The sequence below is a fragment of the Acinetobacter sichuanensis genome (genome assembly GCF_003024515.2).
GTDB classification, from domain to species: Bacteria; Pseudomonadota; Gammaproteobacteria; order Pseudomonadales; family Moraxellaceae; genus Acinetobacter; species Acinetobacter sichuanensis.
Genome location: NZ_PYIX02000019.1, coordinates 1 through 23,873, shown reverse-complemented (window position 1 = coordinate 23,873; position 23,873 = coordinate 1). Strand labels below are relative to the sequence as shown.

Here is a 23,873-nt window from a genome sequence, read left to right as displayed (position 1 = left end):
TCAAAATGAATTTTGATGCTGAGCTTATTGCACCAAGACGTAATCAGATGATTAATGCTGGACTTTGGTTAGACAAAACAATAATTGATTCTTTACAAAGGGCATATGAACAATGTCCAAATAAAACTGCTTTAGTCAGTTTTAAATTTGAAAAAAATATTGAAAAACAATTTACTTATCAAGAATTGTGGGACTTAAGCCATAAAGTTGCTTTAGGTTTACAATCTTTAGGAATTGGTAAAGATGATGTTATTTCATGTCAATTGCCAAATTGGTGGGAATTCACCATTTTATATTTAGCATGCTGTCGAATTGGTGCGGTCATTAATCCATTAATGCCAATTTTCAGGGAAAACGAATTAACATTTATGTTGAAGCATTCAGAAGCAAAAATGTTGATTGTACCTAAAGTTTTTAGAAAATTTAACCATGAACAATTAGCTTATAAATTAAAATCTGAGATTGAGACCTTAGAACATATTATTGTTGTTGACGGGGATGATGAAAATAGTTTTGATCAGAAATTGATTAAACATGGTTTAGAAAAAAAATTTAATCGTATTGAGAAAATTGAAAGCAGTGCAGATGATATCACGCAATTAATTTTTACTTCGGGCACAACAGGTGAGCCTAAGGGAGTGATGCACTCTTCAAATACTTTATATTCTAATATTATTCCTTATGCTGAACGTATGGAATTAATGGAAGATGATGTTATTTTAATGCCTTCACCGATGGCGCATCAAACAGGTTTTATGTATGGCTTGATTATGCCTATAGAACTCAAAGCTAAAGTTGTTTTACAAGATATTTGGGATACAGCTAAAGCAGTTGAATTGATTGAAGCCCAACAAGTCAGTTTCACTATGGCATCAACTCCATTTTTAAATGACTTGTCCTGTTATATTATTGAAAGTCAAAAAAAGAATTCTATTGATACATTAAAGACCTTTTTATGTGCTGGTGCGCCTATTCCTCAGTCTTTGGTGCAAAAAGCATATGAAGCATTACAAGTGAAAATTATCTCAGCTTGGGGAATGACAGAGTGCGGTGCTGTTACGACAACAATGCTGAGTGATCATGAGGAGCGTGCATATAATACAGATGGTATTGCTTTAAAAGGCATGGAGGTAAAGATAGTAGATGAACAAGGGCAGAGGGTCACAGCAAATATATCAGGGAATTTGATGGTTCGTGCTTGCTCAAATTTTGGTGGATATTTAAAACGTCCTCATTTAAATAGTACTGATTTAGATGGATGGCTTGATACTGGAGACATTGCGGTTCAAGATGATCAGGGCTATATACGCATTTGTGGGCGTAAGAAAGATTTAATTATTCGTGGCGGAGAAAATATTCCTGTTGCTGAAATAGAATCTCTTTTATATCAACATCCTAATATTTCTATTGTTGCTTTAGTCCCATATCCTGATGCTAGATTGGGAGAACGTGCTTGTGCGGTAATTAAATTAAATAATATAAATGAACAGTTAACTGTACAAGATATTGTTAAATTTTTACAAGATCGAAAGGTCGCACTGCAATATATTCCTGAGTTTTTAGAAATTGTTGATGAAATGCCAATGACACCATCAGGAAAAATTCAAAAGTTTAAATTAAAGAAAATGCTTGAAAAACAACATTTAGAAAAAATCTGAATTTATGTTTAAAGTATTTTCTATATAAAATATTGATAAAGTTGGAAGAATATTGTGAATTATCATATTTATTTTAAGCATTGATTATGATCAATATTTTTCCAATTTTTTCATATAGAATATTATTTTTCTAAAAAATCAATTTCAAAGTGACATGTAAAATTATTTTAATTTTTGAAAAAAAATGTTGTATTGATTAAAAATTGATTAATTTTTATTAAAAAAATCATATACTCATATGAGTTTCCATTGGAAGTTTGAAATGAAAAACTCCTTTAAATTATTGATACCTTGTATGGCATTTGTAGGTTGTACGGTGTCTAGTTTTACTTTTTTAAATACGCAAGTCTATGCAGCAGATTTGGTTGGGGACTATAAACCAGGTAATCCTATTTATGATCGTTGGGATCATTTTTATAAGATAGAACAAACAGATTCTAAGCAAGCTGAAGAAATTCTCAATGAGCTGAGCCAATTAACACCACAAGATATTAAAGTCTGGAAAAGTTTAACTTATTTACAAATTAGAGAGCAAAAGCCTGAGCAAGCTTTGTTCAGTGTGACACGTGCAACACAGTTAGCGCCTGAAGATGAACAGTTGCAGTTACAACAAGCTTATTTATTAAATCAATTACAACGTAATGATGAAGCATTACCTATATTTAAAAAGCTAACCCATTCAAAGCAAACGGATATTGCTGAAAAGGCAAATCAGGCGGTAAATAATTTAAGTGGTGGAACTGCAGTAAAATCAACATTTAAAGATATTTATTTTGCCCCTTCTTATGAATCACGCTTCGATGATGGGATTTTTCCTTTAAAAATACGGTATGGTAAAAATTATAATCAAGGGCGCGCGCAGCTTTATGGTTTTTTAAGTTTTAATCGAGATACACAATCTACAGGTTTGAATAACAGCAATAGTGCCGAAACTAAAATTTTTGATGAAAATGCCGTCGTTGCGGGATTCGGTGTAAATTATCAGCCTTGGCAAACTGTTCCTATGCGCTTTTATGCAGAAGTGGGTGGAAGTTATGATTTGATTGATCGACCTGAGAATAACAATCCCCAAAAAACACGTTCAAAATTTAGAGAAAGTATTACTGCTGGCGCAGCAGCGTATCAAGAGTGGTATGCCAATCCTAATATTGAACAACGACATATTTTCAATGATTATTTTACAGATTTTTATGGCAATGTCGCGACCTATTCTAGAGAAGACTATAACGTCATCGCTGACTTAAGATTACGTTCAGGTTTTAATTTGTATCGTGGAGAGGTGGGCACAGTACAAGCCTATGCCAAATTACATACATTAGCCGATAGTGAAGGTGAAAGTTATAACAACCTGTTTGAAGTTGGTCCAGGAATAGCTTGGCAACCTTTTAATTATCTTCCTGTGAAATTACGTTTAGAACGTCTATATGGATATTATCTAAAAGATGATAACAATGGACAAGATCACTACAACAATACACGTGTGGAAATGGTGCTTTATAAGGATTTTTAAACATGTCAAAAAAATTGATTTCGATTGTCTTTGGTACACGTCCTGAACTGATCAAACTTGCACCAGTGATTTTATTGGCTCAGCGTGATCCCTGTTTTGAGGTTGAGGTGATCTTTACAGGACAACATGATGAATTGATTCGAGATGCAATCACGTTTTTTCAGATTAAAATTGATCAACGTTTACACATGATGCATGCAGGTCAGACTTTAAATCAATTGTTGGGGCATGGTTTAACTCAACTTGAAGATGTTTTTAATGATGGAAAAAAACGAGATGCAGTGATCATACAAGGGGATACCACCACTGTACTTGCTGCGGGTTTAGTGGCTTTTGCCATGAAAATTCCAGTTGCACATGTAGAGGCAGGGCTGCGCTCTTATGATTTGGATCATCCATTTCCAGAAGAGGGCAATCGCCAAATCGTTTCAAGAATAACCACATGGCACTTTGCCCCGACTGAACTTTCTAAAAATAACCTTTTAAATGAAAATATTGCTACTGAAAAAATTACGGTAACTGGAAATACAGTAGTTGATGCCGTTCACCTTGGAAGAAAGCTGATACAACAAGATCTGAGTCATCAGGATTTACTTAAACAACAAAACATTATTCTTGATGAACAAGATCAGGTGGTTTTAATTACAGCACATCGTCGGGAAAACTTTGGTGAAGGTATTCAACATATTTGTGATGCGGTTGAAAAACTCATTACACAGCATCCATTTTTACATTTTGTATGGCCAGTTCATCTGAATCCAGCAGTGCATGATGTGGTACAGCAACGTTTTGCAGAACATCGACAAGTCCACTTGGTTAAACCATTAGATTATCCTAGTTTATTGGCAGTGATTGAGCGTTCAATATTTATTATGACGGATTCAGGTGGATTACAAGAAGAAAGCCCGTCTTTTCATAAGCCTGTACTCATTTTACGTGATACGACTGAACGACCTGAAGTTCTGCATGTTGGAGCAGGGGTATTGGTTGGAACCAATACAGCACTGATTATAGAACACGCTGAAAAACTACTGACAGATCCAAATTATTATAATGCGATGGCGCAGGCTAAAAATCCTTTTGGGGATGGGCAAGCTGCGCAAAGAATTTTAGATAAAATTGCAGAAGAATAATATTATGCATAATGCAGCTTGTACCAAAGCTGTACGGTATAAACTGTCCAACGATTTAAATAATGTGGACCATCAAATAGGTAGACCGTTTTGCCTTCATAAGCTTTGAGTTGTTGAATAATTTCCCAAGGATATGCCGCTCTAAATCCACCTTGTGCTTTAGGGCGAAAAGCCTCTAATACAATTGCTGTTCGTGATGATCCTAAATTTTTTTCAAGGTTTTCATAGACTTTTAAAGCTTGTGTCGGTGATCGAGTACCTACCCCCACACCATCTTGAAAAAACACTTTATCTTTTTCAGGTAACCAACTTTTGACCCAGTGATCATAACGCACAGGTTCGACCTCGGCACTATAAATACTGACCCAAACTGAACGAGGTAATTGTTTTAAGGCTTCACCAAGTTTATAAACATCTGACCAACTCGGATCGGCTTCAATAGGAAAATAATAATCATCAACAGGTAAATTTTTCTGCATAATGATTTGTGCTTGTTGATAATGCAAAGCGATATTTTTACGGGCTTCGGTTTCGTTATATTCACCAGATAAACCTAAAATAATATGCTTTGCCCAAGCTTGTTTCTTTAAACTTGCTAATGTTGTAGTTTTCTCCCATTGAGGAGTATCAAGTTCTTGCATCCATGTTTGAGCATCGACAATCGACCATTGCGGTATAAATGTAGTTGCACCTAAACGTTGCCAACTTCCTTGAGGTGGTGTGGTTTTTAAGTCAGGTTGCCAAAATACACCTACAATATGTGCAGGTGTATGATTTGGTTGTTGAAACATAACGCAACCCGTAAGCATTAAAAATAATGTCAAAAAAGATAAGTAATATATCTTAATTGTTTTTCGTTTTTGCATTTTTTCTCTGCTTAAACCACCAAACTATCATGACTATGATCATGAGAGAAATAATGCCAACAATCAATATAAATAAGGAGGATTGCTGTACTAAAGGTGCTTTTGGTGTTCCAATAATCAATTTTTCTAATACATAGAAGTTGCCATTTTCAGCAACAAATAAAGATGTAATATTATTAGGAATACTCGGCTGTAATTTAGACCATGTGCGCATAAACGTTTGTGCACCTTCGGTCGAGTCTGCAATCACTTCATATTGATCATTATGATAATTGACAATATAGCCACGACTCGAAGTTGGCTGATAAATCAAGTCTGGATGCATGGCAAGAATTTGATCATATTTTTTCTTGTTCACTAAAATATTTACTGCACGTTTTTCAGTAGCTTCTAGATCTACAATTTTTAAAGGAATTGGACCTGCGCCTAGGAGCATTTTCTTTGCAGTCTGCATGGAAATAATCGCCATACCAAGACTACCATCATGATGATCAATCGCAATACTTGGATGGGTTGCCAGTGCCATAGACAGTGCAGCTACACCATTCTTTAAACGATGAGGCAGTGTCAAAGTTGATTTTTTGGTGTCAATCCAAATAGAGCCATTTGCCGATGGAAGACATTGGTTATTGGTGATAATTGAACTTTCTATTCTAAAGTCATAATTTGTTAAATTTGAAACGTTTTTAGCAAAAAAGTTAAATTGGTGATCAACAGGGTCTGAACCCAGCTCTGCTAATTTCATACTTCCTGCTAAGCCTTCATCAATCCATGTGGTGATATTTGAACCAGGCAATAAGCCACTTTGTATTCTGAGCGCAAGTTGTCCTTGTAAAATGTCTGTTGGATCCCACACAGCAGGAAAATTTAAAAATAGCGACTTATTGGCTTGCCCTAAACGGAAGTCTGCAATACCGAGATCTGCTAAGTTGTTGAACTGTCGAAACTCTGCCCATTTTGGAGAAGCTAACGATAAAGGCAGTGATGCATCTGCTGTGTCGATCTGGCGAATATAATCAGGGTTTGTCAAACCATTAATTGCTGCTTCTAATTCTTTCGCTTCATGATAACGAATGGTTAAAGTAGGAATTTTTTGTTCATTATCATCACCAATATGTGCTTGTGCACCACCAATGAGCGGTGTATCTACAGGCTCAATTTTGAGGGCAAAACTTGGGGCTTCTGTGACACCTAAAGGAAGTTTTCGCTCATACCATTCTACAGGGGTAACTGAATTCACTGTTGTTGCTAGACGCGCCAACATGGCTGCTTCAAGTGGATTATTGGAATTGTATTGCAATAAACCAATAAAAGGAGTGGGGCGTACCAATTGAGGGTTGGCTAAAGCATCAGGTAAATCCTTGATTTTATAAATAGGGCGATAACGATCATAATCAAGTTTTGAATTGGTTAAATAAGTTACTCGATCAACATCTTCCTGACAAAAATTTGTTCGATTGGAGTCCTGTTTAATAGCTGGTGCGTATTGCTGTAAGATAAAATCTAAACGATGAAAGCCTGTATTACTGTCTGGAATTGGAAATGAAACTTGTCCTTTACCATTCAGCGTGGTGTTATAGATCAGCTTGTCATCATATTTAATGACCAATGTTGTGTAGTATTCGGCTGAATAATCTCCAGAAAATTTGACATTTTGCCATTGCGAACCTTTACCTACATAAAAATAATGTGATTCAACTGTATATTTGGTTGAGGTATTAATATCATCCAGTTGCCATGTAATGGCAAAACTTGTTGGTGCGATCAATACACTAGCGCAAGTCAATGCAGTGAGTAATGAGTGTTTTAAGGTATTGAATGTAATATTCATTTTTTCTTCTCCTGACTGCGTTCTGTTTTGTACCATTGTAAAGAATTACCCTGAATTTTATTTTTCAGCATCTCGTAAGCCGCTTTGGCAACGATAAAAAGAAAAATTTGCGAATAGCTAATATAAGAAAGAACGGAATAACCATATAATTTTGTAGGTGCTTTTTCCAAAGAAAGGGTAAACCACATTTGTGCGACATAAAGCAGAAAAGAGAGTGCCCATAAAAAGGTGAATGGACCTGGAACACTGACACCAGCAATACCTAATAACCCTATAATGAGCGTGATATGACTCCAGATTAATGCAGGCACAAACATGATATAGCACATGATATTGTTAAAAATTTCGATACCAATTGGAAAAGGAGTCCGAATTGCAACAGGTAAATACTTCTGAGTGACGTAAAAGTTACCTTGTGTCCAGCGTGAACGTTGCTTAATAAAAACACTCAGTGAAGGTGGGTCTTGTTGCCAACCGATTGCATAAGGTACCCATTTAATTCTTTTTTTTCCGAGAAAAATTCGGAAACTCATTTCTGTATCATCGACGAGAGATTTTTCATCAAAGCCCCCAAGTGTTTCGAGTACATCACGCCAAATCACATAGTTGGTTCCCATTAAGGTAGAAAGTTCAAAACTTTGCCAGCGTCCACCTTGGAAAATCCATTGGAAAAAAATAAATTCGATCGCAATAAAACGTGTCAAAGGGCTATCATCCCAATTTCGCGTTCTCACTTTACCATTGACTGCGACCAATTTTTTGTCTGCAAGTAAAGTCTGAGCTAAAAGTCTGACACAGTTAGGCTCAGGTGTACTATCGGCATCATAAACCACGATTAATTCACCTTTTGCATGAGGTAAACCATTGTTTAATGTACGTGATTTCCCTTTACCACCCATGCCTTTAGGAACATTCACGATTTTAATGCAAGGATATTGTTGAGCCAAGCGCTCAGCGATTTCTAGAGTATTGTCTTTAGAACCATCATTAATGAGTAAAACCTCATAAGCATGAGCAGGATAGTCTTGCTTCGCAATAGCATGTAAAGTTTCTTCAATGACCACAGCTTCGTTATACGCCGGAATGAGCACACTTAAAAATGGCCATTCTTCAGGAACAGGAAGATGATTTAATTCCTGTTCTGCTGTTTTGGAATATTTCCAAGCTTGATAACTCAACCATGCCCAAAAGGTTTGTGGTATCCATATCCCGAGAAATCCAAATAGAAATAAAATATCAATCGGCGCCATGAGATCTCACTTTTCTAAAAATTGAAACAATGAAAATGAGCAGTAAAATGCCACCTAAAAGTAAGGAAATCCAAGATATCGAACTGCCAAAAAACCGCAGTACATCGGGATAAGTACGTGGCAAAATAAAATCGAGAGGGATCACAACAGTACTTAAAATAATAAATAAATAACCAAAAGCATTGGTTTGAATTTGCTCAGGTGTACTGAGGTAATCAATGTCATTAAAAGTCCATGCAATTCCAAGTTTTGGATAACGAATATTATCTAAGCTGATCGAGGTTGAAGGGTTAACAATTACTTGATAGCCATTGCCTTGTTCTGTGTTCTGTTGAGCATGATAAAAATAATGTGATCTATCTAGAATTTCACGTGTGGGTAAGGGTAAGGTATTGTTATTTTGATTTTGAACAATATAAGTACCTGCAGGTTGCAGATTTAAATTATTGTCCCAACCTGTGGTGGTAAAAGCACCTAAAGGGCGTAAGCCAATCGCAGTAGAAAACGTTGCTTTAGAAGCAAAATAATGCGGCTGTCTTGATTCATAAAGTGCAAGAGGAATAGCACCTTCGCTCACTGCTTTTTTAGCTTTGTAATAATTACGGATGTTAAAATATTCATTGGGCAAAATTAGCCCAGGTTTAATGCCATGCTGAATGATGCGTTTATAACTGGCACTGCCAACTTGATCAATGGTAAAGACAGGCCACCATTGTCGAATATTTGGAAAATAGGCTGAAATAGGATATTGAGGAGCAAGAGGCGGTGTATCTTCTTGATCTAATACTTGAATATCACAATAGTAGTATTGTTGATAAAACTGTATAAGTGTTATATCAGGTATCGTTTGAGTAGAAAGAATCAGACCACATACATTGAGTAGGACAGACATTTAGCGCTCTCCTGATATCATTTGATTGACTGAGGAGCTGTGAATAATCTCTTGTTTGATGTTGAGACGAAGTGTTGCGATATCTTTTAAATTTTGAATAAAACTTGGATATTCCTGTTGTTTGGAATCGCGGATTACTATGCTATAAATTTCACTTAATTCTTGATTGATAAAATGAAAAGAAATTTCATTAGAAGGACAATTTAACTTTTCAATAATTTGATTTTGTGTGTTTTTCCAGACATCAGCACCAAGCATATCTTCAATAAGACTGTGATTGGTAATGAGGATTTGAAAGATTTCATATTGTGGAATCAATGCTTTTTCGAGCATTTTATTCAGTTCAGTTTTGACATTGTCTAGGGCTGACAAAGGTAAAACATCGTATTGAATTTTTTGTTGATAAACTTCAACTGACTGGAAATTATCTAAACTGCTTTGTAAATTATGACGGATCGCACTCAGTAAGACAGGTGTAATCGGAATAATAAACAGTAATAATAATTGGCGTTCAATATAGGTTTGGTTTGCTAAGTCTAAAAGAAAGTATACAGCCACAGCAACAAAAGTGACCAAACCGAGAATGAGTGCCCATCCTACAGTTAAGAAACTCCCTGCAATTAATAGCAAGAAAATAAAGATCCAACTGCCTCGAAAAGATGCAGGTAACCATTCATAAGCAATAATTGCTATGAAAATATGTGCCGTGAGAATCCACGACATGGTGGTTTGCACTGTACGTATTTTCATTACGATTAATATCAATGCTCAAATATTCGTTATTGGTTATTTTTTAACGTAAAATAGAAGAAATAACCACCGAAAATTTGTTGAAATTTCATAATTTATAGCAACAATTTTTTATAACTTTATGATTTATGAATGCAGATGATCAATATACTTTTATTTTAGATATTTGAAGTTTGAAAAATTGTTAGGATAATTTTATACATTTTTGTACAAATTTTTGATTAAAAGAAAAATTGAATTCCAAAGCGGTCGGTTTTTTCTACTAAGATTAAAAATTAGTCTATAAATAATATAAATTAATGCATGTGTTGTGTCACTGAATTGTTATTATGTTTAAAATAAAGATAGAAAAATCAAATTTTTATAAATAATAATGGTTGATCTGGATTTTTAAAAAAATGAGATAAATAATTTAAAAAAATATCGTTAAACTGAAAAAATGTGTTTAGATTAAGGGCTTTATTTTTGAATACATATTTGTTCAAGCAATAAAGCGATTAAATGATTGATATGAACGGAAAAGAGATCAAGGACGATGAATTTTTTTAAATACCTAACATTACCTGTAGTATTTTTACTAATAACAGCTTGTAGTGAAAAAACGACTTCAATCTCTAAAGAAGTTAAGTTAGGTGGAAAAACCCAATGCCAACAGTATTCTGGATTGCCTCAAAACTGGATGAAAAAACCTGAAGCAGGTATGGTAAAAATTACAGGGGGTACTTTCCAAATTGGAAATAATGAAAGTTATCCTGAAGAACGCGCATTGTACCAAAGTGAGCGGACTGTTACAGATTTCTGGATGGATGAAACCGAAGTCACCAACGCGCAGTTTGAAAGCTTTGTTAAAGCAACAGGCTATATCACTGAAGCTGAAAAACAAGGTGAAGCTGCTGTATTTATACCACCACAAGGACAAGTCAAAGAGTTAGCTTGGTGGTCTTTGGTTAAAGGTGCATCTTGGAAAAAGCCTTGGGGAGAAAATGCAAGTCGTCAAATTTTACCCAATGAACCTGTTCGAATGATTACGCTGAAAGATGCGATTGCTTATGCAGATTGGTTGGGACATGAACTTCCTACAGAAGAACAGTGGGAATATGCAGCCAAAGGTTTTACGAAAGCGCGAGATGTGAGTGCAGATCTGGAACATATCAATGCCAATGTATGGCAAGGCGAGTTTCCTTATCAAAATGACAGTAAAGATGGTTTTACGGATGTTGCACCAGTGGGTTGCTTTGCTGCCAATGGTTTTGGCTTATATGACATGATTGGAAATGTTTGGGAATATACCAATAGTCCGTTTTCAGGCACACATGATGATCATATGGGAGTACAACAGTTAAAGTCACATCAAGCTTCAACATTTAATCAATATACAATTAAAGGAGGATCATTTTTATGTGCATCCAATTATTGTATGCGTTATCGTGCTTCTGCACGACATTCACAAGAAGCTGACTTAGGGATTAGTCATGTTGGTTTTAGAACAGTGAAAAAAATTAAATAGTTAAAACAATTTATTGTATAAATTGTATGAATGAGATAATAAATTAAATGATATGTATTCATGGAATTATTATTTCATTCGGTCAACTCCTCATTGAGTCAATGGCTCCACGTGAAACAAGAAGAGGGCTTTTACTTTACTGTATGATGCTTTGCATTATCGTTTCAGCTCAATATAGATGTAACAAAAAAGCGTGATTAAAAAACTCAGTCTAAACTGTGGAAATATCGATTTTTACTATAGTTCGACAGATTAGACTGAGTTGTTTTTAAATCATAAGATGACCAAATTATTTAGCAGGTTGTCCCCATTTATTCGTTTCAGGTGATGTATTACTCGCAAGCCAATAGAGCACAATAAGCCCAATCAAAGGAATACAACTCAGTAATAATAACCATCCTGTACGTCCAATATCATGCATACGTCGTACCCCTACTGCAACAGCAGGAATAAATAAACCAAGTGCAGTAATGGTATAAAAGATAAAAGGTTTTTTGAAAATTACAGAATCTAAAATACCTGCAATAATCAAGAGAATGAATTGTATAAGAACAAAGAACCAATATTCTTTACGACGTGCGCGACCTGAAAAATTGGCATAATTTTTTAGACATTTAATAAACCAATCTAAAGGATTATATTGACTTTCGGGTTTGTTCAAATTTGACATTATTTTTCTCACTTTTTTCATATGATTTTTTAAATATATTAATTTTTATATATTGCAAAAAAGCAAAATATAAGGCTCTCTATTGTAATAAAATTTTTATTCATTTTTTAAGATTGATTTAATAATAATTATTGTGTTTATGTAATCGTAGATTCAATATATCAGGATCATCATCGTAAAAAAGTGAAGTGATCAAAATTTTTAATCAAAGTTAAAGTAAGAGCTTGTCTTACTTTAACTAGGTTTTGGTATTTTATTTTTCAGTTCATCATGAGTTTAAGCATCAGTTTTTTGCGCTAACTCATCGGCATGTAAAAAATGAGTATGATGAGGCGCACGTTTGGTTTTTGACCACTGCTCTAGCATTTCATGCTTCATTTCTTCTGTAATCATGGCAATTTTAGCAGGTGCTTTTTCATCATCATAAGCGAGTTCTAAACGATGCCCATTAGGATCAAAAAAGTAAATAGAATGAAAAATACCATGATTAGTGATACCCAATACATCTATACCATTATTTTCTAAATGTGCTTTGGCTTCAATTAATGCTGCACGGTCTTTCACTTTGAGCGCAATATGTTGAACCCATTTAGGCGTATTTTCATCACGTCCCATTTCAGGTTGTGTAGGTAATTCAAAAAATGCCAAGACATTGCCATGACCTGCATCTAAAAAAAGATGCATATATGGATCAAAAGCTTTTGTTGACGGTACATAATCTTCAGCAAATGCCAAAATAAAGTCCATATTTAGATTTTTTTTGTACCATTCTACGGTTTCTTTGGCATCTTTACAGCGATAAGCAACATGATGAATCTTTTCGACTTGAATGGTCATAAATGAATATCCTTATAAAATTATACTGCATCAGCCTGTTGTTCAGGTGCAGCATTTTGAAATGCAATAAGTGTGTTGCAATGTTGATAAATCGATTGAATTTTTGGATAAGCTGATAAATCAATATTGAAACGTAATGCGTTATATACTTGTGGAATGAGGCAACAATCGGCAAAAGTTGGCAATTCACCAAAACAAAATTGTCCATTTGAGTGTTGTAATTGCTTTTCTAAGCTCGAAAAACCAATATCCACCCAATGTCTATACCACTGCATTTTTTGCTCATCTGAAATTTCATATTGATGTTTTAAAAATTGCAAGACGCGTAAGTTATTCAGTGGATGAATATCACAAGCAATACTTTGACTAAAAGCACGAATCAAAGCACGTTGTTGTAAATCTAGGGGAAGTAATGGAATATCTGTAAACTTTTCTTCTAAATACTCCAAAATACTGAGCGATTGGGTCAAGATGAAACTGCATTCATTTTCATCTTCAACCCAAGTCGGAACCAATTGACTTGAGTTAAGTTGACGATACGCTGCACTGTGTTGTTCTCCTCCATTTTTAACTAAATGGATTGAAAGTAAGTCTGCATTTAAACCTTTTAAATTTAAAGCAATACGTACACGATAAGCTGCTGAACTTCGAAAATATCCATACAGTTTCATATTGATATTCTCTTATGATGCAAAGTTAAAGCTAAGCGCAGGTAATACTTTTCCTGATACTTCCCCAAAACCAATACGTAAATTTTCTTTTTGACAATATCCTTTCATGATCAATGTATCGCCATCTTGTAGAAAACTGCGCTGTTCGCCATTAGACAAAGTCAGAGGTTGAGTTGCATTCCAAGTGATTTCTAATAATGAACCATAGGAGTGAGGTGTTGGACCAGAAATAGTGCCTGAACCCATCAAGTCTCCTACTTGGACATTACAACCAGCGATCGTGTGATGGGTCAATTGCTGTGCCATAGACCAATACATATATTTAAAATTGGTTTGGCTAATGACATCTGCAACTTCAGCATGTTGAGCTTTTAACTCAACAGATAAATGAATATCGTAACTGTTGCTACTATGATCTTCGCGTAAATAGTTCAACGGTTGTGGTTCTTGTTTTGGCGAATGCGTTTTAAAGGGTTCAAGCGCTTCTAAAGTCACAATCCAAGGTGAAATAGATGAAGCAAAAGTTTTGGCATTAAATGGACCTAAAGGCACATATTCCCATTGTTGTAAGTCACGTGCAGACCAATCATTAAATAGAACCATACCGAAAATATGATCCCATGCATTTTCAATTGAAATAGGTATGCCTAATGGGTTGGATTGACCAATAATAAAGCCTGTTTCAAGTTCAAAATCAAGCTTACGACAAGCAGAGAATATTGGACGTTCTTCTGTAGGGAGTTTAATTTGACCTGAAGGACGAACAATATCAGTTCCACTAACAACAACCGAACTGGCACGACCATTATAGCCCACAGGTAGTTCTGACCAATTTGCCAATAAGGCATTTTTAGGATCACGGAACATACAGCCTACATTGGTGGCATGTTCTTTAGAGGAATAAAAATCGGTATAACCTGTCACTTGAACAGGTAAGTGCATATAGACATCGGTTTGTTTAAAAAATACTTGATCACGTAATGTCTGATGATCACGTAGCGTTGCATGGTCAGCAGACAATAAAGTTTGTAATTCAGCACGAATATTAGACCAATGCGATTTACCTGTAGCAATAAATTTATTCAGTGTAGGCTGATTAAAAAATTGTTCACCCGCTTGAATTTTTAAAAAACCATGAGCTTCTAATACTGATAAATCAACGACCCATTCACCTAATGCGACGCCTACACGGCGTTCACCATCCTGCGTTTGGCTGAATATGCCATAAGGCAAATTTTGAATGGGAAAATCTGAGTCCTTTGCGACGTCAATAAATGATTTTAATTGCTTAGTCATTTGCATGTCCTTGTCTAAAAATGAAGTAATCCACTTGATGTACGCTTACTTTTGAGTATTAAAAACGCATTTATTTATCAAGCTACTGAGTGAGATTGTATGGTTAAAAAAATAAAAATCTTTTAAATCATGGTTTTAAATTCGATTCGTATTTTTTTGATCAAATGCTTCAGGAGTCTTGATTTTTGCGATTAATCCTATCATACTCATTTTCACAAATTACGCAATACACAATTTAATTACGTTATTCGTAATTTTTAATATTGAGATGCTGAAAATAGGAGTTGCTTTAACGTTAATCATGATAATTTCTTGTGTTTTATCACTTTGAAATCAGCAGGCTTCGAGTAGAATGCTGGTCATTAAAGTGGGAGTAAAAGACAAATGTCTGAAGAAAAAGCACAAGGTGGCGTGCAATCCTTAGAAGTTGGGTTGGTGGTACTTGATGCATTAATTGCACAGCGTATGCCTATGATGCTCAAAGAGCTTGCGGAAACATTATCAATGCATCCTGCAAAAGTTCATCGCTATGTTGTGAGTTTGGTTCGTATGGGCTATGCCAAACAACTAGATAACGGACGATATGCACTTGGCGATCAAGCTTGGCATTTGGGACTGAGTTGTATTCAGAGAACAGACATTATTCAGGCTGCCCAACCGATGATTTATGAGCTACATCGTAAAATTGAGTGTGGTTTGCAGATTAGTAAATGGACACCGCAAGGACCATTGATTGTGCAATGGATTGAGCCAAATCAGCCCGTTTCTGTCATTACACGAGTTGGTTCAATGATGCCATTATTAAATTCTGCAACTGGTCGTACCTATGCTGCATTTATGGCGGAGGGCATTGTTAAACCATTGCTAGAAAAAGAATGGCAAGAAAAACAGTCACAGAAACAGGAAGTTTATCCTCGTAATTGGATTGAGTTTCAAAAAATGAAACAGAACATTATCAGTTTAGGTGCTGCGACTGTTTCGGGCGATATGTTGGTAGGTATAAATGCGATTTGTGTCCCAATTTTTAATATTCACAATGAAATTGAATTTTGTATCGCGGCTTTAGGTAGTGAAGCACAATTACCTATCGATTTTGAACATGAAAAAATTAAGGCTTTAAAAGGAACAGCAGAAGCTTTAACAAAATATATTACTCAAGGATAAAGGAGCGAGATGTGCTTTCTCCTTGAGTTTAAAGTTTAGAAACTAGGGAAAGCACAATGAAGGAATCGACAAAAATTTTTTATGGCTGGTGGATTGTAATTGCTTTAATGGCAGTTTCTGGTTCAGCATTAGCATTGACGATTACAACATTTAATATTTATTTAAATGCTTTCACCAAAGAAGTGGGTTTGAGTGCAACACAATTTGCTTTGTGTTCAACCATTATTAATATCACTGTGATGTTATTTTCACCAAAAGTTGGAAAAATTTTACAGCAACATACAAAAAAAGCTTTATTGATTTTTTTAACAGGATTTTGTCTCAGTTATGCGGCATTTTCCATGGTTACACATGTGGTTGCTTTATATGTTGTAGCAGCTTTATTTGGCTTTTTTTCTACAGGTTTAACTTTTATTCCACCGAATATTCTTGTAAATCGTTGGTTTATTGAGAAAAAAGGTCTAGCAATGAGTATTGCACTTTCTGGAAGTGCATTCTTTGGGATGTTGTTAAGTAAATATATTACTTATTGTATTCAGTATTTTGGTTTTACTTTTGCTTATCAAACTGTCGCTGCCATGATGTTTGTAGGTGGTGTCTTACTGATTAGTATATTGATTAAAGACTCTCCAGAAAGCATGGGCTTAAAGGCATTAGGTGCTGATTTGACTCATTCAAAGCTTGAAGTCTCATCTAAGTCAAAACTAACTTTGGTTGATATAGACCCTAAGATATTGAAGAAAAAGCCTTTCTTCTGGTCTATGTTGGCTGCACAATTTTTAGTGGGTTTTGTTGGTGGTGGAATCGTACTTCAACTTCCTGTGTATTTACAAAATACTTTTGGTATGCAACAAGCTGCCAGTTTTTTGGTGATTAGTTTAGGCATTATGATTTTTGCCAAAATTATTTTAGGTTGGTTATATGACAAATTTGGTTGTTTAGTCACGACGAGTGCTGTTGCCGTATCTGTACTTTTAACCTGTATCCCTTTCATGTTCACGACTTCATCTCAAATGTGGGGACTTGGTTTAATGGGGGTAATGTTTTGGGGAATCGGTAATTGTATTGGTACCGTTACTCCTGCTGTGATTGCCTCTAAAACCTATGGACCCAATCATTATGGGGAAGTTTATGGGATTTGTTTACGCTTTCAAACTTTAGGTATAGCCCTTGGAGTTCCTGCTATTTCCATGATTGCAACAGCAACACATTCATTTACTTTCGTTTGGATCATTTGTTCGATATTTACTGTGCTTTTATTGGGTTTATATGCTTATGGTCTGCATGGTAGTCAAAAGTATCGTACACCAATTCATAAAACATCTTATTTATCTATGACAGGTAATGCGAACACAATCGCAATAGCATCAGAAGCAAAATCTTAATTTATTATTTATATGACAAGGAGTCTAATATGCATTTTCCAACGACTACACCAAGACAGTCTCTTTATTATGATTATCAAGTTTATCCACACTTTCATTCTACTCAAGATATTGTAACAGAAGAAAAAACGGTTACTGTGGTAGGTGCTGGACCGATTGGTATGACAACAGCATTACTACTTGCAAAGCAAGGAATCAAGGTAATATTGCTGTCTTCCGAATTACAATTATCAGAAGGTAGTCGAGCACTTGTTTATACCAAACGCTCAATGGAAATTTTACAAAATGCTGGGGCAGCAAAGCGTATTATGAGTCGTGCTTTGCCGTGGACACATGGTAATTCGATCTATAAGGGTCAAGTTGCATTCCGTATGGAATCGCCTGTTAGTGAGCACGATCAATTTGCGCCACTCAATAATTTACAGCAGAATTGGTTGGAAAATTACTTATTAGAAACCATCCAAGAACAACCCAACATTGAACTACGTTGGGGGAATAAAGTCGTTGATCATCAACAAGATGAAAATATAGTAACGCTGACTATCCATACACCAGAAGGTGAATATCAACATAGCACCCAATGGCTTATTGCTGCAGATGGAGGACGTTCACCGATTCGGGAGCGTATGAAATTACGAATGCAAGGTGCGAGTTATGAAGGGCGTTTTGTCATTGCAGATATTCGTATCCATTTGGATTATCCAACAGAACGCTTAGCCTTTTTCTCTCCAGATTGGAATCCAGGAAATACTATTCTTATGCATCGTGAGCCAGATCATATTTGGCGTTTCGATTATCAGTTAGATCCAATGATTACACCAGAAGAAGCTTTGAAAGCAGAAAATTTACATAAAGCGGTCAATGACCAGTTAAAAATGATTGGAATGGATCATTTAGAATGGGAAATGGACTGGAGTACAGTATATTCTGCACGTGCTTTAACCCTAGACCATTATGTTCATAATCGTATTATGTTTGTTGGAGATGCCGCACATTTATTACCGATTTTTGGTGTACGTGGAGCCAATACAGGCTTTCAAGATGCTCAAGATTTATCGTGGAAATTAGCAGCAGTTGTTCAAGGCTGGGCACCAGAAAAACTACTAGAAAGCTATTCTTTTGATCGTATCAGTGCTGTACGTGAAATTATTGCTGAGGCAGGAAAGTCAACTCGTTTCATGGCACCACCGACAGAGGGCTTCCGCTTACTTCGTAATGCAGTTTTATCGTTATCACTTGAACATGAATTTGTACGTCCTTTATATCATTGGCGTACTTCTCGTCCACATGCATATAGTCATTCGCTATTGAATAGCCAATTTGATGATAATACAAAAATGAATGAATTGATGGAAAATGGTGCATTGATTCCAAATATAAAATTTGATGATGGTTCATTCTTATATGATCATTTGTCTGCACGGTTTTCTGTTGTAACTTTCACACAAAATGGACAACTAAACGTAGATTTAGTCAATGAGGTAAATCGCTTAAAAGAACACGGTATTCCAATACAAATCATTGCTTTAATGTTGGATGATGTCTATGTAAAAGGTGTAGATCATTGTCTGAGTATTACAGCAGATGTTTTAACTGAACGATTATTTTCTGATATTAATACGATTTATTTGGTTCGCCCTGATCATCATATTAATGGTCGTTGGTTAGAGTATCGTAAACAGGCAATCACTGAAACATTTAATCAATATACTTTATTTACACAAGGAGCGGTGGCATGAGTACAATTTCAATTCAGGATTTAGAAAAAGTATATGATTATTTAGCTGAAAGTATTGATGCAATTCCAGCGGAGAAGAGAGAGCTATTTTTAGTTAAATTGGCTTTATTAAGTGCGAATCAAATTCAAGATGGAGCAACTTTTTTACAGTTAATTAATCAAGCTAAAATTTTTGAAAATTAACTGAATATTTCTACCTTTATATGATGTTAAAAAAATAGATTTTTAATATTAAGTAGAATGACCCCCTGTGTTTTTAGGGGTTCTTATTTTTACGATGAATGACAGAAAAATAAATACAATTGAGTTGATCTGAAGGATTTTTGCTGTTTATTTTTAAACTTTGATAGAAGAAACACTATATTGATTCATCATTTGAATACTAGCCGTATTTAAACCTCTCACTGTGATAGATTTTCCATTTTTCTGGAATTTATTGATGACTGAATCTAACATAGCAACAGAGCTCACATCCCAAATATGTGCATGAGTCAAATCAATAATAATATTTTGGCTATGATCTTTAAAATCAAAAGCGTGTAAAAAGCTTTCAGTAGAACCAAAAAATATTTGACCATGTAGGGTATAAAGTCGGTTGTTGCCTTCCAAAGTTGATTCAATGCGAACTTGATTTTTTAATTTATTTACAAAAAACAAAGCGGATAAAAGCACACCTGTGAATACACCCAATGCTAGATTATGAGTTAGCACGACCATCATGACAGTTGTAATCATCACGATATTACTACTCATTGGATTGGTTCTAAATGTTTTAATCGAGTTCCAGTCAAATGTGCTGATTGAGACCATAATCATCACAGCCACTAATGCTGCCATAGGAATAACTTTCAGCCAATCACTGATAAAAACAACTAAAATTAAAAGAAATATACCTGCTGAGAAGGTTGATAAACGTGTGAGTCCACCTGATTTTACATTAATCATAGATTGACCGATCATTGCACAACCTGCCATTCCACCCATAAAGCCAGAGGCAATATTGGCAATACCTTGTCCTTTACACTCTTGAAATTTATTACTAGAAGTATCCGTCATTTCATCCACAATTGTTGCTGTCATCATAGACTCAAGTAAACCCACAGCAGCCAGTGCCACTGAGTAGGGTAAGATAATCATCAGTGTTTCAAAATTAAATGGAATATTCGGGACTAAAAATATAGGTAATGTATCGGGTAGTGCCCCCATATCTCCGACAGTACGAACATCAATTCCAAACATCAGCGCAATAGCAGTGACCACAAGAATACAGATAAGCGGAGAAGGAAATAATTTTCCAATCTTGGGAATATATGGAAATAAGTAAATAATCACTAAACCCAGTGCAAGCAAAGCATAAACATGCCAATGTACATGAATAAGTTCAGGCATTTGTGCCATAAAAATTAAAATTGCTAAGGCATTCACAAAGCCAATGACTACAGATTTAGAAACAAAGCGCATGACTTTAGCCAGTTTTAAATAACCAGCTAAAATTTGAATCATGCCTGTTAAAATTGTTGCAGCAAATAAATAGTCTAAACCATGTTCTTTAACTAAAGTGATCATGAGTAATGCCATCGCCCCTGTTGCAGCCGAAATCATGGCAGGGCGACCACCTACAAATGAAATAACAACAGCGATACAGAAAGAAGCATATAAACCAATTTTAGGGTCTACACCTGCAATAATTGAAAATGCGATTGCTTCAGGAATAAGGGCAAGCCCAACAACAAGACCTGCAAGCAAGTCTGCACGGATGTTAGAGAACCATTGTTCTCGGACATTAGAAAACATAAGACAGCCTAATTTTGGGAATTTTAATAGACTAGTGATGTGATATAAAAAGACGAGTGTATACACCACATCACTAGATTGTGATGAGTTCTTTACGATTTAAAAGTAAAAAAACTTAAGGTGGCGTAATCGTCATAAAAGAAATGAATTGAATGAAATTTCATGCATAAGAATAACATTGAATCATGATGTGATCTATGTAAAAAATGAGATAAAAAATTCAAAATACCATCAATCTATGTGTATATCAGGGTGTGGTAATAAAAAGTAATGGGGAGTCATTTGTGTTACAAGATGATGATTAATTTATATTTAATCTGTAATTATCTTTAGATATATACATGAACATTACATCAACAATGTTAAGGATAAAATTACTGTAAACATTACTATTAAAGCCTTATTAATTTATTATAACTAATATAATCAATAGTTTATGTTAGTAACTAATTTTTCAGAACAAGTTTTTTGTCATTTATGTTGCACTAAAAGATGAGTATTTTACCTATTTTTACTATAAAATAAGAATAACTGTAAGTTTATTACGCCAAAATTACGCCAGAAATGAAAATTCCAAAACCCCGTAAAAGAGGTAATTCTTTTCGTATTGAATTAATGTTTAATGGAAAGAGAATTAGCGCTACAAGAGATACTGAAAAAGAATGTGAACAATGGGCTGCTTTAAAATTATTAGAGTTAAAAACTGGTAAAGTTCAAGAAGAGCGAGGAATAAAACCTATATACCCTTTCAAACAACTTTGTGAAAAATATTATCTAGAGAAAGGCTGTAAATTAAAGTCTGCATATGTGATTAGAAATAAATTAGATAATATCGATAAAATTCTTGGCAACCTTGCAACAAAGTCAATTTATGACATCAAGCCAAATGACATTGTTAATTGGCGAAATAAACGTATTCAAGAAATTAAAAGCAGTACGGCATTGCGAGAATTTGCGATGTTTTCCTCTATCTTTACATACGCTCAAAAAGAATTGTTTTTAATTGAGAATAATGTTTGGCAAACCGTTGTAAAGCCAGACAAAGGAAAAGGGCGTAGTCAGAGAATAAATATTGAAGACCAAGAAAGATTAATTAAGTTTTTTAAGTGGGATACCACCACAAAACCAACTAGGGTAATGCACTATACATGTTGGGCTATGTTATTTGCACTTGAAACTGCAATGAGGCGAGGTGAAATACTAGCAATGAAGCGTGAGCACATAAAGAATGGCTTTATATTTCTACCAATGACTAAAAATGGCGAATCCCGAAATGTACCACTGTCTAAAGAGGCTAAAAGGCTTTTAGATCTTATACCGCCAGATCAAGATAGTATTGTTCCTGTAAAGCAAGATTCTTTAAGTGGAACATGGATTAGAGTAAGAAACGAGGCGGGTTTAAATAATATTAATTTTCATGACACACGACATGAAGCAATTACAAGAATGGTTAAGGTAAGAAAATTACCCGTGGAGGTATTAGCGAAAATAACGGGTCATAAAACAATCAATATACTAATTAATACTTATTACAACCCAGATGCTCAAGATTTAGTAGAAATGTTTAATGAAACCGAGAGCTAATTAGCTCTCGGTCTACCTCTTCTGATTTTTTGTGTTAATAGGGTATGTGCATGGTTTGGATTGTAAAGGAATTTACCTTTGGTGCCTTGATTAATGTTCGCTAATTTATCTCGAACTGTATTAACACTTAGATTGTAAGCTTTAGCAAGTTGAGCTGCTGTAACTAGTTCGACATCAATCTCTTTCAACTCTTTAACAATACCACCACCAATGTTTTGTCCAAGCACAACTTGCGGAGGTGTGTCACACTCGAGAGTGATAACGTATTTGGGTAATCTCATCAACCTTGCTCCTGCAATTCCTCAACAATTTTATGAATTTCAGAAAAACTTATATATTTATCACCAAGTGCTTTTACACCCAAGAAATCTATAGTTCTCATTAATCTAGTCACATCTTCATAACTCAATAAAACAAAACCTTCAGGTACGCTCTGATTTTCATTCAAAAACAAAGACATAATTTCAGTGCCTACATCATAAGAGTAAGTGCCGTTATCTACATCTTCCTGTGTAACAACATGATCAACTGAATAACCAGATTCAGTTAAAACAACGCCATAACTAACACGCTGAAAATTCCCATCGGATTCTGGATCTAATTGTTGATCAGCAAGGCAATCTCTAAAATATTCAATAGCATGCTCAGCTTCATGTTTTGCTTCAGCTAGAGTGTTGTGAAATTCATAATTGTTACCATCGTAACTGAAGCACTTATTAAGTTTAGGTATTGCTTGGGCTTTGGCAGCTTGCCATGCATACTTTTTAAATTCTTCTTCACCTTCAAACGGTAAATTATTTTCATGCCAATATTCATTAAAAAGCTTTTTTTCTTTTTGGATTGTAGATTTTTGACCAAAAACACTACGAGCTTGTGCCAAAACCTCATTTTCAATCGCTTGAGCAAATTCATACACATAAGAGTGTAGATCCATGTTGCCACTAGCTTGCTCTTTTAATGAGAAACCATTTGCTAGAGCCAATTCTTTAATTTTTTGAATATCCATATCACACCACCTCATCTAAAAAAGTAGTTTCAATCCACCATTCTTTATTTTCTTGAAGATACTTTTTATGATCTTCTTGAGTACCATTCCAATTTTCCAAAGTAATAGCATCAGCAATACATTGACCAACTTTTGGAAATCGCTTTGCAGCTTCTTTCTTCAATCTTTCAACAAGTTGATTGCCGATTTCTTGCGAAGGCACTGGGTGTAAGAGTATTGAATCAGGTTCTTCAGGAATATTTACAGACCATAGTTTTTCACGTGCAAAAACTGCCACTGCATCATCTTCTGTGAAATGAATATCCATCAAGAAAAATCCATCTGGAGCAAC

Annotated in this window: 21 protein-coding genes and 1 pseudogene; 9 read left to right on the top strand and 13 right to left on the bottom strand. The window is 35.0% G+C overall.

Features of this window, described 5'->3' with window-relative positions; translation table 11 throughout:
- The first annotated feature begins 5 nt into the window (after nt 1-5).
- The 3 genes from C9E89_RS12025 to wecB all read left to right on the top strand — a co-directional run bounded on the left by C9E89_RS12025 (nt 6) and on the right by wecB (nt 4,301).
- Nucleotides 6-1,658 (top strand): AMP-binding protein, encoded by a 1,653-nt coding sequence (locus C9E89_RS12025; protein ID WP_107008582.1) that lies wholly within the window; start codon nt 6-8, stop codon nt 1,656-1,658.
- A 262-nt stretch (nt 1,659-1,920) separates the two neighbouring features.
- A complete protein-coding gene (locus tag C9E89_RS12020; RefSeq protein ID WP_107008581.1) occupies nt 1,921-3,168 on the top strand; it encodes a tetratricopeptide repeat protein in 1,248 nt (415 codons plus the stop codon).
- A 2-nt stretch (nt 3,169-3,170) separates the two neighbouring features.
- Complete coding sequence (wecB, locus tag C9E89_RS12015) at nt 3,171-4,301, top strand: non-hydrolyzing UDP-N-acetylglucosamine 2-epimerase (RefSeq protein WP_107008580.1); 1,131 nt, start codon at nt 3,171-3,173, stop codon at nt 4,299-4,301.
- Nucleotides 4,302-4,303: 2 nt separating this feature from the next.
- On the opposite strand, the gene C9E89_RS12010 is transcribed toward wecB, so the two are convergent.
- The 5 genes from C9E89_RS12010 to C9E89_RS11990 are packed head-to-tail and all read right to left on the bottom strand — an operon-like array spanning nt 4,304 to nt 9,890.
- The gene (locus C9E89_RS12010) at nt 4,304-5,092 is read right to left on the bottom strand and encodes an alpha-amylase family protein (protein WP_228199029.1); all 789 of its coding nucleotides are present in this window, start codon (nt 5,090-5,092) and stop codon (nt 4,304-4,306) included.
- 52 nt (nt 5,093-5,144) lie between these two features.
- Nucleotides 5,145-6,998, bottom strand: a complete 1,854-nt coding sequence (locus tag C9E89_RS12005) for a hypothetical protein (protein ID WP_107008578.1) — start codon at nt 6,996-6,998, stop codon at nt 5,145-5,147.
- On the bottom strand, nt 6,995-8,248 hold the full coding sequence (locus tag C9E89_RS12000; protein WP_107008577.1) for a glycosyltransferase family 2 protein: 1,254 nt from the start codon (nt 8,246-8,248) through the stop codon (nt 6,995-6,997). Before C9E89_RS12000 ends, C9E89_RS12005 begins: the two co-directional genes overlap by 4 nt.
- Nucleotides 8,235-9,140: a hypothetical protein gene (locus tag C9E89_RS11995; protein WP_107008576.1), complete on the bottom strand. Its 906-nt coding sequence runs from the start codon at nt 9,138-9,140 to the stop codon at nt 8,235-8,237. The genes C9E89_RS12000 and C9E89_RS11995 overlap by 14 nt, the downstream gene beginning before the upstream one ends.
- Entirely contained in the window at nt 9,141-9,890 is a 750-nt protein-coding gene (locus C9E89_RS11990; protein WP_107008575.1) for a hypothetical protein, read from the bottom strand.
- A gap of 535 nt (nt 9,891-10,425) precedes the next feature.
- Here C9E89_RS11990 and C9E89_RS11985 point away from each other — a divergent pair.
- Entirely contained in the window at nt 10,426-11,397 is a 972-nt protein-coding gene (locus C9E89_RS11985; RefSeq protein WP_107008574.1) for a formylglycine-generating enzyme family protein, read from the top strand.
- Nucleotides 11,398-11,686: 289 nt separating this feature from the next.
- Here the strand turns inward: C9E89_RS11985 and C9E89_RS11980 are convergent, their stop codons facing one another.
- The 4 genes from C9E89_RS11980 to fahA form a co-directional block, all read right to left on the bottom strand.
- The gene (locus C9E89_RS11980) at nt 11,687-12,067 is read right to left on the bottom strand and encodes a DUF805 domain-containing protein (protein ID WP_107008573.1); all 381 of its coding nucleotides are present in this window, start codon (nt 12,065-12,067) and stop codon (nt 11,687-11,689) included.
- 276 nt (nt 12,068-12,343) lie between these two features.
- Entirely contained in the window at nt 12,344-12,904 is a 561-nt protein-coding gene (locus C9E89_RS11975) for a VOC family protein (RefSeq protein ID WP_107008572.1), read from the bottom strand.
- Nucleotides 12,905-12,924: 20 nt separating this feature from the next.
- Nucleotides 12,925-13,575 carry a maleylacetoacetate isomerase gene (maiA, locus tag C9E89_RS11970; protein ID WP_107008571.1) on the bottom strand — a complete coding sequence of 217 codons (651 nt, stop codon included), beginning with the start codon at nt 13,573-13,575 and terminating at the stop codon, nt 12,925-12,927.
- 12 nt (nt 13,576-13,587) lie between these two features.
- Nucleotides 13,588-14,871: a fumarylacetoacetase gene (gene fahA, locus C9E89_RS11965; protein ID WP_107008570.1), complete on the bottom strand. Its 1,284-nt coding sequence runs from the start codon at nt 14,869-14,871 to the stop codon at nt 13,588-13,590.
- Nucleotides 14,872-15,255: 384 nt separating this feature from the next.
- Here fahA and C9E89_RS11960 point away from each other — a divergent pair, with 384 nt between their 5' ends.
- The 4 genes and pseudogenes from C9E89_RS11960 to C9E89_RS11945 all read left to right on the top strand — a co-directional run bounded on the left by C9E89_RS11960 (nt 15,256) and on the right by C9E89_RS11945 (nt 19,341).
- Nucleotides 15,256-16,035, top strand: a complete 780-nt coding sequence (locus C9E89_RS11960; RefSeq protein WP_107008569.1) for an IclR family transcriptional regulator — start codon at nt 15,256-15,258, stop codon at nt 16,033-16,035.
- A gap of 56 nt (nt 16,036-16,091) precedes the next feature.
- A pseudogene (locus C9E89_RS11955) lies at nt 16,092-17,150 on the top strand (MFS transporter); the annotation flags it as partial.
- A 299-nt stretch (nt 17,151-17,449) separates the two neighbouring features.
- On the top strand, nt 17,450-19,159 hold the full coding sequence (locus tag C9E89_RS11950) for an FAD-dependent monooxygenase (RefSeq protein ID WP_107008567.1): 1,710 nt from the start codon (nt 17,450-17,452) through the stop codon (nt 19,157-19,159).
- Nucleotides 19,156-19,341 carry a hypothetical protein gene (locus tag C9E89_RS11945; RefSeq protein ID WP_107008566.1) on the top strand — a complete coding sequence of 62 codons (186 nt, stop codon included), beginning with the start codon at nt 19,156-19,158 and terminating at the stop codon, nt 19,339-19,341. Before C9E89_RS11950 ends, C9E89_RS11945 begins: the two co-directional genes overlap by 4 nt.
- Nucleotides 19,342-19,494: 153 nt before the next feature.
- Here C9E89_RS11945 and C9E89_RS11940 read toward each other — a convergent pair whose 3' ends face one another.
- Nucleotides 19,495-20,952 carry a SulP family inorganic anion transporter gene (locus C9E89_RS11940; protein ID WP_107008565.1) on the bottom strand — a complete coding sequence of 486 codons (1,458 nt, stop codon included), beginning with the start codon at nt 20,950-20,952 and terminating at the stop codon, nt 19,495-19,497.
- Between the two features lie 564 nt (nt 20,953-21,516).
- On the opposite strand from C9E89_RS11940, the gene C9E89_RS11935 reads away from it, so the two are divergent.
- Complete coding sequence (locus C9E89_RS11935) at nt 21,517-22,536, top strand: tyrosine-type recombinase/integrase (protein WP_107008564.1); 1,020 nt, start codon at nt 21,517-21,519, stop codon at nt 22,534-22,536.
- On the opposite strand, the gene C9E89_RS11930 is transcribed toward C9E89_RS11935, so the two are convergent.
- From C9E89_RS11930 to C9E89_RS11920, 3 genes are all read right to left on the bottom strand, one after another.
- Entirely contained in the window at nt 22,533-22,817 is a 285-nt protein-coding gene (locus C9E89_RS11930; RefSeq protein ID WP_107008563.1) for a DNA-binding protein, read from the bottom strand. The two genes, C9E89_RS11935 and C9E89_RS11930, sit on opposite strands and share 4 nt — an antisense overlap.
- On the bottom strand, nt 22,817-23,542 hold the full coding sequence (locus C9E89_RS11925; protein ID WP_107008562.1) for a hypothetical protein: 726 nt from the start codon (nt 23,540-23,542) through the stop codon (nt 22,817-22,819). The genes C9E89_RS11930 and C9E89_RS11925 overlap by 1 nt, the downstream gene beginning before the upstream one ends.
- Before the next feature lies 1 nt (nt 23,543).
- Nucleotides 23,544-23,873: hypothetical protein (locus C9E89_RS11920; protein ID WP_228199028.1), on the bottom strand; the 330-nt coding region annotated here is incomplete at its 5' end.

Coding starts and splice junctions, on each gene's coding strand:
- C9E89_RS12025 (WP_107008582.1), top strand. CDS start 6: ATGAATTTTGATGCTGAGCTTATTGCACCAAGACGTAATCAGATGATT.
- C9E89_RS12020 (WP_107008581.1), top strand. CDS start 1,921: ATGAAAAACTCCTTTAAATTATTGATACCTTGTATGGCATTTGTAGGT.
- wecB (WP_107008580.1), top strand. CDS start 3,171: ATGTCAAAAAAATTGATTTCGATTGTCTTTGGTACACGTCCTGAACTG.
- C9E89_RS12010 (WP_228199029.1), bottom strand. CDS start 5,092: ATGTTTCAACAACCAAATCATACACCTGCACATATTGTAGGTGTATTT.
- C9E89_RS12005 (WP_107008578.1), bottom strand. CDS start 6,998: ATGAATATTACATTCAATACCTTAAAACACTCATTACTCACTGCATTG.
- C9E89_RS12000 (WP_107008577.1), bottom strand. CDS start 8,248: ATGGCGCCGATTGATATTTTATTTCTATTTGGATTTCTCGGGATATGG.
- C9E89_RS11995 (WP_107008576.1), bottom strand. CDS start 9,140: ATGTCTGTCCTACTCAATGTATGTGGTCTGATTCTTTCTACTCAAACG.
- C9E89_RS11990 (WP_107008575.1), bottom strand. CDS start 9,890: ATGAAAATACGTACAGTGCAAACCACCATGTCGTGGATTCTCACGGCA.
- C9E89_RS11985 (WP_107008574.1), top strand. CDS start 10,426: ATGAATTTTTTTAAATACCTAACATTACCTGTAGTATTTTTACTAATA.
- C9E89_RS11980 (WP_107008573.1), bottom strand. CDS start 12,067: ATGTCAAATTTGAACAAACCCGAAAGTCAATATAATCCTTTAGATTGG.
- C9E89_RS11975 (WP_107008572.1), bottom strand. CDS start 12,904: ATGACCATTCAAGTCGAAAAGATTCATCATGTTGCTTATCGCTGTAAA.
- maiA (WP_107008571.1), bottom strand. CDS start 13,575: ATGAAACTGTATGGATATTTTCGAAGTTCAGCAGCTTATCGTGTACGT.
- fahA (WP_107008570.1), bottom strand. CDS start 14,871: ATGACTAAGCAATTAAAATCATTTATTGACGTCGCAAAGGACTCAGAT.
- C9E89_RS11960 (WP_107008569.1), top strand. CDS start 15,256: ATGTCTGAAGAAAAAGCACAAGGTGGCGTGCAATCCTTAGAAGTTGGG.
- C9E89_RS11950 (WP_107008567.1), top strand. CDS start 17,450: ATGCATTTTCCAACGACTACACCAAGACAGTCTCTTTATTATGATTAT.
- C9E89_RS11945 (WP_107008566.1), top strand. CDS start 19,156: ATGAGTACAATTTCAATTCAGGATTTAGAAAAAGTATATGATTATTTA.
- C9E89_RS11940 (WP_107008565.1), bottom strand. CDS start 20,952: ATGTTTTCTAATGTCCGAGAACAATGGTTCTCTAACATCCGTGCAGAC.
- C9E89_RS11935 (WP_107008564.1), top strand. CDS start 21,517: ATGAAAATTCCAAAACCCCGTAAAAGAGGTAATTCTTTTCGTATTGAA.
- C9E89_RS11930 (WP_107008563.1), bottom strand. CDS start 22,817: ATGAGATTACCCAAATACGTTATCACTCTCGAGTGTGACACACCTCCG.
- C9E89_RS11925 (WP_107008562.1), bottom strand. CDS start 23,542: ATGGATATTCAAAAAATTAAAGAATTGGCTCTAGCAAATGGTTTCTCA.